The sequence below is a fragment of the Enterococcus sp. 4G2_DIV0659 genome, from assembly GCF_002140715.2.
Lineage (GTDB): Bacteria > Bacillota > Bacilli > Lactobacillales > Enterococcaceae > Enterococcus_L > Enterococcus_L mansonii.
Window position 1 is genome coordinate 3,105,920 of the sequence record NZ_NGLE02000001.1, and the last position, 12,854, is coordinate 3,118,773.

The window sequence follows — 12,854 nt, forward strand, 5'->3', positions numbered from 1 at the left end:
GATTTAATGAAAGAACTCACAATAGGTACATTTTCAATCAAATACGATAATATGGAAACAAAGGAATGTTCGGTTAAAGTCAATGATTATTTATATATTGAGAATAAACCTTTGCCTAGTTATTTGATCGGCACTGCAACATTGACTTTTTTTGAATTTTATCAAGCAGACTGTCCCAACTTAAAAGAAAGTGATTATCTATTAACAGAACGTTTTCAACAAATCATCGGCAGATTTCCTCATACAAATCATCAGAAAATTGTTTTAACTGACAAAACAAGTTATTGCATCAAAGGTGTACCGATTTACCTTACGGCTAAAGATTATATTTTAGCTTTTAGTCAGCTAGAACTATATCCTGAGACTTACAAAAAAGTAAAGGCTATAGAGTCATCATTGACACCTGTAATTAATGAGCAAGTCTCAGTACTGGGAGATCATAAAAGAAAACGCTTGTTTTTAGATGGTACATACGGATCTAGAGAATGGCTTGGGTCAGGTTACGAAAAAAATGTTCAAATGATTCAAAATAAGTTAGAATATGTGAATGAGCTGTATTCTTTTGCTCATTATAGCTATGCTGGGATGATTCAGTTTTTACCAGAATGTGGAATTGAGACATACGATCAGTTTCATGAAGCGTATGGAAAATATGTATATAGTCTGACAATCACAAAGAATGGAGAAAATATTCCGCTTTTGTGGCCGGACTATTTATATCATCGACCAGAAAACCATATAGAGTTTGGGCTTTTAGCCAATACGAATCAAATTCGTTATCAATCATTTAAACAGTGGAAAGCAGGTGAACAGGTTACAATCGAAGTTTTGGCAGATGGTTTTGAAGATGTTCGATTTGAAACTTGCTTAAAACAACAAATGTCATTACCACCTCGATTATCTAAATCCGTTTATAATCAAGGTGAGCGTATTTGCTTATCGATTGATTCGGAGATAGTGAAAGAAGTAGAACAACAGACAGCAACTGTTGAATTGATTCCTTCAAAAAAGACAGTTAGTGGCTACTCATTAAATTATACGTTTTCAAAAGATCAATTGATCATTGCCAGTGAGCAATTCGAACAATTAGGGCGTTATCAGCTAAAAATCACTAGTGATAATTATGGTCAATTATTATTTTTATTCACGATAAAACAAGAAGGGTCAGTACAATAATGAAAAAATTAAAAATTCAAGATTTTATTTCAATAGGCATTTATACAGCGATTTATTTTTTAGTTGTGACCATTGCAATGGTTTTATTACGCTTCACCGTTCCAGCGTTTAATTCGATTCTTATTCCAAGTGGGACAGCATTATTTGCAGGCATTGTTTATTTATTAGTTATTCACCGTATTCCTCGTTTTGGAGCAATTACCATTATGGGAAGTGTAATGGGGGTGTTTTTTCTTATTTCGGGTCATTTTCCATTGTCTTTTTTACCGAATATTTTATGTGCGATAGCTGCTGACTGGATTCAGTACCATACCAGATTAACAGAGAAGGTTCGAACGATGCTTAGTTATACGGTATTTAGTTTTGGATTGATGGGACCTGTTTTGCCATTGTGGTTTATGAAAAATGCGTACATTGATTCATTGATTGCTCGTGGGAAAGATGCTGTGTATATCAATAAAGTATTTGCGCCAATCACTACAACAACATTTTATATTTGTGTTGCTGCTGTGATTCTATGTAGCATTTTGGGGATTTTGATTGGACAAAAGGTTTATGAGAAACACTTTGATAAAGCAAAAGGAAAAAATTATGGAAAAAGTATACGTAACGTTTGATCCCAGAAGTAAATTATGTACGATTTTGTTTGCTAGCTTTTTGTTGATGTTTCCTTTGCCCTTTCGAGCAGAGATTTTATTTGTCACTTTACTTTATCTATTATTTATTTTAAGTGGCAGTGCGAAAAAAGGGACACTCTTTTACGGTATTTTTTGGTTATTGATTTTGGGTGATTTTATTCTTTTTCCCTATGTTGATCATTCATTCGCTGCTTTTTTTGATTTTTTATTTGTAGGAAATCGGCGGATGGTGCCAACAATTATGGCGGCCGCTTTTGCAATGAATCGAACAAAAATTAGTGAGTGGATTGCTGCTTTGAAGAAGTGTTACGTCCCTTTTCGATTAATTATTCCGCTGACAGTGCTGTTTCGCTTCTTTCCTACACTTTTTCAAGATTTCAAAAGTATCCGAAATGCGATGAAGTATAGAGGGATTGCGGTTTCCACTGTAGATTTGTTTCTTCATCCTTTTCAAACAATGGAATATATTATCGTCCCTATGTTGATGTCAGCGGAAAATACGTCATTAGATTTGTCTTCAGCAGCATTGGTTCGTGGCTTGGCAAATCCAAAAGCGCACACAAGTATTTATGAGATACGCTTGAAAGTGCAAGACTATCTATTAGTTAGTACCCTTATTCTTTGCGGTGTTGTTGGGAGGTTTATGTAGTGATTGATATACATGATGTGTCTTTTGCTTATGAAGACCAAGAGAAAATCATTCAAAAGGTGGATCTAGAGGTTAAAGAAGGCGAATTTATTGTTTTATGCGGAAAAAGTGGTTGCGGAAAATCCACATTGCTTAGAATTTTAAATGGATTAATTCCTGAATTATATACTGGGGATTTGGCTGGAAAGGGTTTTATTTTAGATCAAGGGTTGTTAACAAAAGAATTTAATGAATATGTTCGGGATATAGGCGTTGTATTCCAAAATCCTAAAACACAATTTTTCACTAGCGATGTCTATTCAGAACTAGCCTTTGCTATGGAAAATTATGGAGTCCCAAGAGATGAAATGATCAGGCGGATTAAGGAAATTACGACCTTATTCTCTTTAGAAGAATTTTTGGAACGAAGTATGTTCCATTTGTCGGGTGGACAAAAACAACTGATTGCTTTTGCTTCAGCCAGCATGTTAAAGCACCGTTTATTTTTATTAGATGAACCCTCAAGTAATTTAGACGAAGCAACCATTACTCAGCTAAAAAGTTACTTGCAAGTACTAAAAGATCAAGGAATGACAATCATTGTTTCAGAGCACCGCTTGTATTATTTGACGGATTTAGCTGATCGCTATCTATTGATGGATAAAGGAAAGTTTATTGGAAATTATACGAGCCAGGAAATGAAAGAAAAAACAGCGGAAGCTATTCAAAATATGGGGTTAAGAGCGTTGCACCAAACAACTCTTATCAAAAAGAAAAGCCCAAAAGCTATTCAGAAGAACTTGTTTTATCTATTGAAGCGATTACGTTCAATTATCGGAAACAACCAACAATTGTAACAATTCCTTCTCTAAGCTTAAATAGTAGCTTTATTACAGGAATCATTGGTCATAACGGTGCGGGAAAATCCACTTTTTCAAAACTTTTATCTGGACTAATTAAACCGAAGAATGGAACTATTAAACTAAACCAACAACGAATGAGCACAAAACAATTGATTAAAGAAAGTTTTGTTGTTATGCAAGATGTTAATTTACAATTGTTTTTTGAAACAGTAGAAAAAGAGATTAGCTTATATGCAAAAAATATACAAGACTTTGATCGAATTGTGGAGATGCTCCATTTAGAACCACTTTTATGGCGACATCCTCAAACCTTATCAGGAGGAGAAAAGCAACGTGTTGCGATTGCTAGCGCATTATTATCGGGAAAAAGAATCATTATTTTTGATGAACCTACAAGCGGATTAGACCTATTGCACATGGTGGAGGTCAGTAATACGATTCGCTGGTTACATCAAGGAAATATTTTCGTTTTAGTTATCACTCATGACAAGGAATTTCTAAGTTGCACTTGTCAAAGAGTTCTTCATTTTGATCAAGGACAAATCATAGAAGATTATTTTATTGAACCCACAATAACAAAATAACGGAGGGAAACGATGTATATTGTAACGAATACGATTCAAACGCAGACCGCTCATTCACAGCGAATCATCCAACAGTTTACCGCTGGACACACAAAAGAAAGTATGGAAGCTGTTGAAGGCTTTTTAAACTTTCAATTGATGCAACGAATAGTACCCGATAATCCTGAAATAACGGAATTAGTTGTTCTGAGTCGTTGGACTTCAAAGGAGCATCAAAAAAATTGGGTCAACAGCCAATCATTCAAACAGATGCACCAAAGAAAAGAAAATAAAGAAGAAAGTAATGAAAAGACGAAGAGACCTGGAATTATTTCAAGTACAATTGCTGAGTATGAAGTAATCACATAAAATAAACCAAAACATAATAAGATTAGAGGGGAAACTTTGTACCGACCCCCAAAAGTTAGACCTAAAATGTAGTGCACCCCATAACCTGGACTAATATCCAAGTTAAGGGGTGTTTTATTATGACCAAATATTCATACGAATTAAAGAAACAAGTTGTTCAAGATTATCTAGAAGGTCTTGGTGGGTATAAAAAACTCGCGAAGAAATACAATTTAGCGAGTAAAGGAATTATTTTAAATTGGTTGAATGTCTATGAGCATTACGGTTTTGAAGGGCTAGAAATCAAAAGAAAAAAACGTTCTTATACAACTAAATTCAAGGAAAAAGCGGTACAATATTACGTAGCAGGACAACTGTCTTATCGTGAGGTTGCGAATCAACTCGGAATGGATAATCCTTCTCTGCTCGCAACATGGGTACGCAAATATACTATGGAAGGGACAAAGGCCTTTAAAAACAATAGAAAGTCTCAAGAGGATGACATTTTTATGAAGAAAGAGCGATCAAAACAGGAAGACAATAAACGTGTACGAGAATTAGAAATACAACTCCGACAAGCCCAAATTGAAATTGATTGTTTAAAAGAACTTCGGAGACTACGAAAGAAAAAACAAATCAAGAAAAAGCTGAAATAATTCGTAGTCTCCGAGATCAATACCCATTAACAGAACTACTAAAAGCTCTGCACCTCTCTAAATCAAGCTATTTCTACACTCTTCACACTTCTGAAACCAAAGATGAAGAGTTAGAAAATCAACTAATAATAATTCGTCAGAGTCATCCTAATTATGGCTATCGTCGGATGACTGCTATGTTGAGAAAAGAAGGGGTAATTATTAATGAAAAACGGGTACTTAGAGTGATGAGAAAGCTTCAACTGCTTGTGACGAACTATCATCACAAATCACGCAAATATAATTCATATAAAGGAACTGTAGGAAAAATAGCTCAAAATCTTGTGAAAAGAAGATTTGAGACCTCTGTTTTACATCAAAAAATGGTAACAGACACAACAGAATTTAAATACTATGAAGAGGGTGTAGTAAAAAAAGCGTATCTGAATCCTTTTCTTGATTTGTTCAATCGGGAAGTTATCTCTTACAGTCTTACTAAAAAACCAAATGCACGAGCGATTATTGATGCATTGGAGGAAGCAATTAGTAAAAGTTCAGATTGTCTCTATCGTCGCACCATTCATTCTGATCAAGGATGGGCTTATCAAATGCATCAGTATACAGATACACTCAAAAAACATCACATTTTTCAATCTATGAGTCGTAAAGGAAACTGTTATGATAATTCTGTAATGGAGAACTTTTTTGGTTTGCTTAAACAAGAAATGTATTACGGAAATACTTTTACAACTTACGAAAAGTTAAAAACAAACATTAACGACTGGATTATTTACTACAACCAAAAACGAATAAAAAAGAAATTGAATTGGCTTTCTCCAGAAGAATATCGTTTAAAGATGATACAATGACAAAAAAGCTAAGCAATCTTGCTTAGCTCTCAATGGTCCAGTTTTATGGGTGCACTACAAAAATCTAACTTTTGGAGGTTTTTTTGTATAGTAAAGTACAGTTTTGAATTAAAATTACAGATTGTTCAAGAATATCTTGACGGAGAAGGTGGGATGGATTATCTTTCCAATAAATATGGGATCAAGTCAAAGAGTCAGATACCCTATTGGATCAATAAATACAAAGAATTTGGGGTAGATGGACTTTTGAGAAAACGACAATATCAGAAATATTCTGTTCAATTCAAGCTAAATGCGATAGAGTTATATCAAACAAGTGAGCTCTCCTATCGTGAAGTTGCCAACATTCTTGAAATGAATAATCCAACTCTTATTGCCAATTGGATGCAAAAATTCCGAGAAGAAGGAATCGATGGGCTCTCAAAAGAGAAAGGACGTCTATCTACCGTGCCAAAAAAAGAAGAAAAGATAAAGAAGCATTTAATGAAAGAAACGGTAGAAGAACAGAGCCGTATCAAATGAAAGCATATAGCCATAAACTGAAGAAGCAGGACATTTTTCAAAGTATGTCTCGAAAGGGCAATTGTCTAGATAATTCAATCATGGAGAACTTCTTTAGTCTTTTAAAGCAAGAAATTTATCATGGAAAAACCTATTCTAGCTTTGAAGAACTAAAAACAGCAATCGATAACTATATCTATTATTACAACAATGAACGAATGAAAAAGAAACTGAACTGGAAAAGTCCTGTACAGTTTCGAAAAACAGCCTAATAATTAATTAAAAAACGGAGTAGATTTCTCTACTCCGAAAAAAGTCTAACCTTTTGGGGTCACTACACTTATCGACCGATGAGTTTACCCTCTAATCTTATTTCTTAGTATGTTTTTTATGTATGTATTCATTAAATAAAGAACAGATTAACAGAATAAAATGCGATGATTTACCATCCTATAAGACAGATAAACGATGTAGAAATTACTGCAATATTTTTCTTCATTGTTGTACAAAGAAGAAGATTAGGCATATTTCCTAACTGTATTTCAGTTTAATTGGAAAATTATAAGAAGTCAACATGATTTTATTTTAATTTTCCTCATTTTTTTTTGAAAAAAACAAAAAAAATGAGAATTTATTCCAGAAGAGATGATTTTTAAAAGAATTCTAACTGATTTCACAGGTTTTTCTTTTTTTGAGATACTTTTTATGAGCCGTCAAAAAAATGGTCAAATAATAAGTAAAGGATTGAGCAAGAATGCCTAAAAAAGGTGAAAACATTTATAAAAGAAAAGATGGAAGATGGGAAGGTCGCTATATAAAGGGACGAAATAAAGCAGGAGCTATAAAATACGGCTATGTTTATGCTAAAAAGTATAATGAAGTGAAGGACAAATTGATTGTTGTGAAAGCTGGTATTATTGAGAAAGGGGGGCAAGAATCGGAAGAAAAATTATTAAAAGACTGGTGCAACATTTGGTTTGAAAGTGAAGTGAAACCTGCAGTCAAAAGCTCTACCTTTGCTCAATATCAATGGGTATGTTTTACCTATATATACCCATTTTTTGAGAATTGCTACTTACATAATATAAAGAGAAATGATATACAGCAGTTTATCATTTCTCTAGAAAGGCAGAATTTAGCACCTGGAACGATCAGAAATATTTTTACATTATTGAAAAAAATTCTAATTTCTGCACAAAATAACCACCTATTACGAGAGAGTCCGTATAAAAAAATTCGATTACCTCATAAAAAAAAGAAAATTATTTCAGCATTATCAAGAACGGATCAAAGAAAATTAGAAGAAGTTGTTCTAAGACAAAAAGGATGTTCTGCTGTTATGTTGTCACTTTATTTAGGTCTTAGGATTGGAGAGATCAGCGGACTGAAATGGACAGATATTGATTTTAAAAATGAAGTTGTCTACATTCGACGAACTGTATCTAGAGTAAAAACGTCATTTAAGACCGAGAATAAAACAAATATCATTATAAGTTCACCAAAAACGGAACAGTCCTACAGAGTCGTTCCGCTGTCACAAAAAATGGTTTATTATTTGTTAGAGAAGAAAAAGCAGAGCCAAAGTGAGTATGTAATTGCTTGTAAAAATGGATTAGCAGAACCTAGAGTTATTCGTTATCGCTTTAAAAGTACGGTAAAAAAAGCTGGAATTCCAAATATCCACTTTCATGTTCTTAGGCATACATTCGCAACTAGGTGTATTGAGATGGGCACTGATATTACTAGTTTGAGCCATTTGTTAGGTCATACATCAGTTAAAATGACGCTTGATATTTATACAGATTCTATGCTAGATAGTCGCAAAAATATTGTTGCACAACTCGATCAGTTAATGATTGATCATTCTTAAAGGTAACTATAATAATAGGAAAAGATAAAAGTGTCTAGCTCCGAGAAATAAAGAGCGTAGTAACTGCTTTTTTCTCGCCATTTATTCGAGTTTTAAAGGTCTAAGAGATAACTTCTAGAGTTATTTCCCAGACCTTTTTTATTTATTTGATTTTTTCCGCCGTCAATCCGCCGTCAAAAGCAATTTAAAAAGTAATAATGGTACTTATTTTATCTACTTTTCTTCTTTGTACAACAATGAGGAAACTTTTTATTGTAATAGTACCAATCTGTCGTTGATTATAGCATAATAGGAAATTTTTAAAAAATATTATGATTATTATTTAAGTATCAATTAAATTATAGAAAAGGAAGGAATATGAATGTATAACATAGGGGTCGCTTCATTTTTAGGAACACTTTCTAAAGATTACTTGAAAAAAGTTAAAGAAATAGGAAAAATTCACTTTATTAATCAAGAAAATATACAACTTGAAATTCAAGAAGTCGACTGTATTGTTATTCCAGATGACAGCGATGATGACAATACAATGGGGGTCACCCTAAAGGCAATCATAGAAATCAAAGCCATAACAAATAAATTAGTGTGGGTATTAACAAAAGAAACGAGTAGTATAAAAAATTTGGTTTTTTTAAAGTTAGGAGTGGATGGTGTTTTATCTACCAATGATTCTCCTGAAGAGTTTTCATTGATAGTAGAAAATGCTTTGTATCGTCAAAAAAATGTGTGGAAAAGAAAGCATCCAGATCAAAAAAATGGTGCGATATCTTCTATAGAAGGAGCGAGTAATCTTCAATTATTAGAACTTTTTCCAAGCAACTTAAGTGTAATTGTTGATGGAAAAAAAGAAGTAGATTTAACCCGTCTTGAATATAGAACATTAGAAACCTTATATAACCACAGAAACCAAGCAGTATCATATAAAAAAATATATGAAACAGTTTGGAATGACGAAATTGGTAATAAACAATACCGCGTAGCAAATCTGATTTTTCACTTGAGAAAAAAAGTTGAAATAGACAAAGATAACCCCAGATTTATTAAAACAGTTCGTTCAATAGGCTACCGTCTTAGCTTATGAGTATAGCTGTTTACAGTAAAAAAAGTACAATGTTGATTGTTATTCTTGCTTATGTTGAGCACCATAAGCAAGAAATATGGGTTAGAAAGGAGTTGAAAAAATGAAAATCGGAAAAAAAATATATGCTTTTGTAATAGTTGGATTGTTGTTCATTTGTAGCATGCTATTGATAAAAGGTACTCCAATAAAAGCGACACCAAATATGGATACCTCTATTCATTTAGAAGAGAGGACAAATCAAGAAGAGAAAAATTCTGAAAATAAGGTTTACTTTTCATTGAATGTAAAATCTGCAAAAAAAGATCAAAAAATCATTTTGGATTATTCAGATGGCATAACATTTGATAAAAATAAATTGATTGATACGAACAAAGAAAAAGGCTCCTTGATCAAAATAAATCAGGAAAAATCTCAAATCGAAGTGGTATTTGATCGAGAAACACAAGAAATCACACTTGATTTTGAAGGAACAGTTCTCACTAAAAATGTTCAAACGATTCAAGCTTTTACAGAAAAAAATCGCTCAAATCAATTGAAAATAAAAAGAGAAGACTTGAAAGCTCCTGCTGATCAAAAGAAACAAGAACGAACGGTTGATTCATCAGTATTTACTCTTCCTGTACCTGTAGAAGAAGGATGGACAGAAATTTTCACCTCAGAAGAAGCAATCATACCTGCAGGTGCTAATAAAGAGTTACGCTATGGTTTTGGTCCTACAGATGCATTGGGAACAACGTCTATTTCTGGAAACAGGGAAAGACAGTTTGCTATTCCGAATGTAACGTTTATGGATAATGATCAGCGAATCCAGCATATCTATCATACGCCAACTGCAATAACTACTCATCCAGAAGATTTTGGTCAATCCTTATGGACAAGTTATGGGTTGATTTATGCGTATGGTAACAGTACAAAGCCAACTGTCTTCAATACAGGTAGCCATATAACAAGTGATGGGTATAAGTACTATAAACGAGTTTTACCAAATGGAATGACTATTTACAAGTTAACGTATGAATCCGCCTTTGATTCAAAAAAAATCCATGTTGAAATAACAATGACTGGTAAAACAACTGGAACAGTTAGTGTTGAGTATACTGTTACAAATATAGGGACAGCCAAAGAGACAGATTTCGTTATTGGTTCAATGATTGATACAGAATTAAACAAAAATGACCAGGTTCCAATCTATGCGATTGGGGATAACAAAGGTGTGTACATTAAAGATTCTGATGATGGGTACAAACTTCAGTATTTATTTACAGGTACGAATCACGTCGCCAATTGGACCGGTAAACACTGGATTCAGGGGTCACAGGCAAATCCAAGAGATCACTTTTTAGACCAATTCTTCAATTTTGATGATTCTGGATTTTCAGCGTTAAGCTCAACAGGGTATGAAACGGAAAATTATCCAGCTGACCAATTAGTTTATGTAACTTCTAATATCACAAAGATGGATACGGCTATCTACATGAAAAATCAGCCCGCATCACTTGAGGTAAATCAAGGTACAAAAATGACCTATGACGTGACAATCGGACTTTCAGGGAATCCGCCAGAAGTTTTCATTGATCAAGCTGATCAAGAGTTGTTACATGGAAACGCCTTTGATGTAACCGGTCAGTGGAGTGATTCAGAAAGCCCCTTTGTTGACTTGTACTATACGGTTGATGATGGAACACCTGTGAAATTTGGTGATAAACTTGCAAATGATTTAGCTAATCCGGGAAAGAAATTTAACTGGAAATTTACACTGCCTAGTTCTGTTTTAACGGTAGGGGAAAGAACAATCAAAGTTTATGCTGTAGACAGTGAAGGACATACGTCAGAGGAAAAAATCTTACGTTTAACAATTAAACCAAATGAAGCTAAACTGACAATAAAATTTGTAGATGAAGCCAATAATACAATTCATCCAGATGTTGTTTTAAACAAAAAAGTCGGCAGTTTTGTGAATTTGACGAAAGAACCTGACGTAGTGAAAGCTGTGAATGAACAGTTACAAAAGCAATACGTGATTTCTAGCAAGCCGACACCTGAAGATTCAATCGAAGTTCTTGAAAATGGTCGAACTGAAACTTACCACTTTAAAGGAAGAATTGTGTTGCTTTCTGCGCCGAAAGAAATTGATTTTGGTACTCAAATCGTAAAAGCACAAGAAAGTGTGATTGAAGAACCAGTCAGAATTGACGGTGCATTAGTCATTCAAGATAGTCGAGCAACGAAACAAACTTGGAGATTACAAGCTAGAATGAAACAAGAGTTAACAAACGCGAACAATGAGGTAGTAACTAATGCCGTTCGTTACATGTATAACGGTAATGAAGTCATTCTAAATTCTGGTATGCAAGATGTTGCTGTAGGGAAGAATACAGATGGATCACCTAACAAAGTGAGTGATAAATGGTCGGCCAAAGGAGACGGGTTTAAATTGAAAACCCAAGTTGGCGCAGTCAAAGAATCAGGTAGTTACACAGGGATCATCGAATGGGAACTATTTGATGGGCCACCATAGCAGAGAGGAGAAAAGAATGAAAAAAAGAAAATTGCTATATAGCATTATGACGATTTCTGTTGTAAGTCTTTCGCTGTTCTGGAATCCTGTGGGTCATTTTGCTGCTGATGGTGGTCAAGTAGGCCAAGAAGCCGTGATAGAGTTTTATGGTGAAGAAGAGCCGACTACTAGTAATAGTACTTCTGATGGCCCTGTCAAGGAGAAGCCTGTAACGAGTAAACCAGTCGGACGGTACCCTCAAACAGGAGAGATAGTGAAAAAATCCTTAGCATTAAGCGGTGCAGTTCTCGCTTTACTCGCTGCATTTGTTTATAAAAATAAACAAAATAAAGGAGAGAAGAAATCGTGAAAAAGAAAGTAGCTATTGTTTTTTTTGCATCGTTATTTCTTTTAAGCACTCCTCATGCAGATGCTCAGGCAAAATCAGATGGGCAGAACGGCACAATTGGGTTTGATGCGTCATTGATTCCACCTCAAGTGGTTGATCCCGAAAAACCAGGGAAACCATCCGATCCTGGTCCAAGCCCTTCAACAGAAGGTTTTCTACGAATTGATTTTGTACCTAGACTAGATTTCGGTCGAAATCAATTAATGAAAAAAGACCAATCTTATAAAGCAAGGGCACAATTGTTTCACGACGATACAGGAGCAAGAGGAAATTTCGTTCAAGTCACAGATAGCCGTGCAACTGGAGCAGGATGGACCTTGCAAGTACGGCAAGAGACGGATTTTATGATTCCTGATAAAGAAGATTCAAAATTAATCGGGTCATATATATCGTTAGATAAATCTTGGACAAACTCAACACTGGATGAGAAATATGCACCAACACTGGTGAATGATGTGATTAAAATTGACAAAATTAAAACAACTTATGAATTAGCTAAAGCTGACAAAGGAAAAGGACAAGGTATTTGGAGTGTTGAATTTGGTGCATCTGAAGAAAATGAAAAAAGTTTAGATAACACCCTGACACCATTGGTTGATGAAAACAATCAGCCAATACTGGATCCAAACTTTGGGAACAAGCAAGCTTATGAAAATAGTGCAGTAACATTCTTTGTTCCAGGAGCTTCAAATAGAGAACCTGGAAAATACCAAACGGTGCTGACTTGGATTTTATCTGAGTTACCATAAATATTATTAGATTAACTAGGAGGAAAC

At 34.3% G+C, this 12,854-nt stretch carries 13 protein-coding genes and 1 pseudogene; all 14 read left to right on the plus strand.

All coding sequences use genetic code 11. The features are described from left to right. The first annotated feature begins 6 nt into the window (after positions 1 to 6). Positions 7 to 1,176 (plus strand): hypothetical protein, encoded by a 1,170-nt coding sequence (locus tag A5880_RS14560; RefSeq protein WP_086329768.1) that lies wholly within the window; start codon positions 7 to 9, stop codon positions 1,174 to 1,176. Then, positions 1,176 to 1,793 carry an MptD family putative ECF transporter S component gene (locus A5880_RS14565; protein ID WP_086329770.1) on the plus strand — a complete coding sequence of 206 codons (618 nt, stop codon included), beginning with the start codon at positions 1,176 to 1,178 and terminating at the stop codon, positions 1,791 to 1,793. The genes A5880_RS14560 and A5880_RS14565 overlap by 1 nt, the downstream gene beginning before the upstream one ends. Next, on the plus strand, positions 1,768 to 2,463 hold the full coding sequence (locus A5880_RS14570) for an energy-coupling factor transporter transmembrane component T (protein WP_086329771.1): 696 nt from the start codon (positions 1,768 to 1,770) through the stop codon (positions 2,461 to 2,463). The genes A5880_RS14565 and A5880_RS14570 overlap by 26 nt, the downstream gene beginning before the upstream one ends. Then, entirely contained in the window at positions 2,463 to 3,299 is an 837-nt protein-coding gene (locus A5880_RS14575) for an ABC transporter ATP-binding protein (RefSeq protein ID WP_336577206.1), read from the plus strand. Before A5880_RS14570 ends, A5880_RS14575 begins: the two co-directional genes overlap by 1 nt. A 44-nt stretch (positions 3,300 to 3,343) precedes the next feature. After that, the gene (locus A5880_RS14580; protein ID WP_336577246.1) at positions 3,344 to 3,889 is read left to right on the plus strand and encodes an ATP-binding cassette domain-containing protein; all 546 of its coding nucleotides are present in this window, start codon (positions 3,344 to 3,346) and stop codon (positions 3,887 to 3,889) included. Between the two features lie 12 nt (positions 3,890 to 3,901). Then, positions 3,902 to 4,237 (plus strand): antibiotic biosynthesis monooxygenase, encoded by a 336-nt coding sequence (locus tag A5880_RS14585; protein ID WP_086329774.1) that lies wholly within the window; start codon positions 3,902 to 3,904, stop codon positions 4,235 to 4,237. Between the two features lie 119 nt (positions 4,238 to 4,356). Beyond that, positions 4,357 to 5,720, plus strand: a protein-coding gene (locus A5880_RS14590) for an IS3 family transposase (protein ID WP_143353623.1) whose coding sequence is annotated in 2 segments (ribosomal slippage) — positions 4,357 to 4,810 and positions 4,810 to 5,720 — 1,365 coding nt in all. Because the reading frame shifts where the segments join, the coding sequence is not laid out codon by codon here. A 153-nt stretch (positions 5,721 to 5,873) separates the two neighbouring features. Beyond that, positions 5,874 to 6,242, plus strand: coding sequence for a transposase (locus tag A5880_RS16215; protein WP_419469616.1), 369 nt, complete (start codon positions 5,874 to 5,876; stop codon positions 6,240 to 6,242). After that, positions 6,233 to 6,493: pseudogene (locus A5880_RS16220) on the plus strand (IS3 family transposase); the annotation flags it as partial. The gene A5880_RS16215 and the pseudogene A5880_RS16220, both read left to right, overlap by 10 nt. A 482-nt stretch (positions 6,494 to 6,975) precedes the next feature. Further along, positions 6,976 to 8,091 carry a tyrosine-type recombinase/integrase gene (locus A5880_RS14600; protein ID WP_086329775.1) on the plus strand — a complete coding sequence of 372 codons (1,116 nt, stop codon included), beginning with the start codon at positions 6,976 to 6,978 and terminating at the stop codon, positions 8,089 to 8,091. 361 nt (positions 8,092 to 8,452) lie between these two features. Beyond that, positions 8,453 to 9,172, plus strand: coding sequence for a winged helix-turn-helix domain-containing protein (locus A5880_RS14605; RefSeq protein ID WP_086329777.1), 720 nt, complete (start codon positions 8,453 to 8,455; stop codon positions 9,170 to 9,172). A gap of 100 nt (positions 9,173 to 9,272) precedes the next feature. Further along, a complete protein-coding gene (locus tag A5880_RS14610) occupies positions 9,273 to 11,690 on the plus strand; it encodes a WxL domain-containing protein (RefSeq protein WP_086329779.1) in 2,418 nt (805 codons plus the stop codon). Between the two features lie 16 nt (positions 11,691 to 11,706). Continuing rightward, positions 11,707 to 12,039, plus strand: coding sequence for an LPXTG cell wall anchor domain-containing protein (locus tag A5880_RS14615; protein WP_086329780.1), 333 nt, complete (start codon positions 11,707 to 11,709; stop codon positions 12,037 to 12,039). Continuing rightward, entirely contained in the window at positions 12,036 to 12,827 is a 792-nt protein-coding gene (locus A5880_RS14620) for a WxL domain-containing protein (protein WP_256924787.1), read from the plus strand. The genes A5880_RS14615 and A5880_RS14620 overlap by 4 nt, the downstream gene beginning before the upstream one ends. The last annotated feature ends 27 nt before the right edge of the window (positions 12,828 to 12,854 follow it).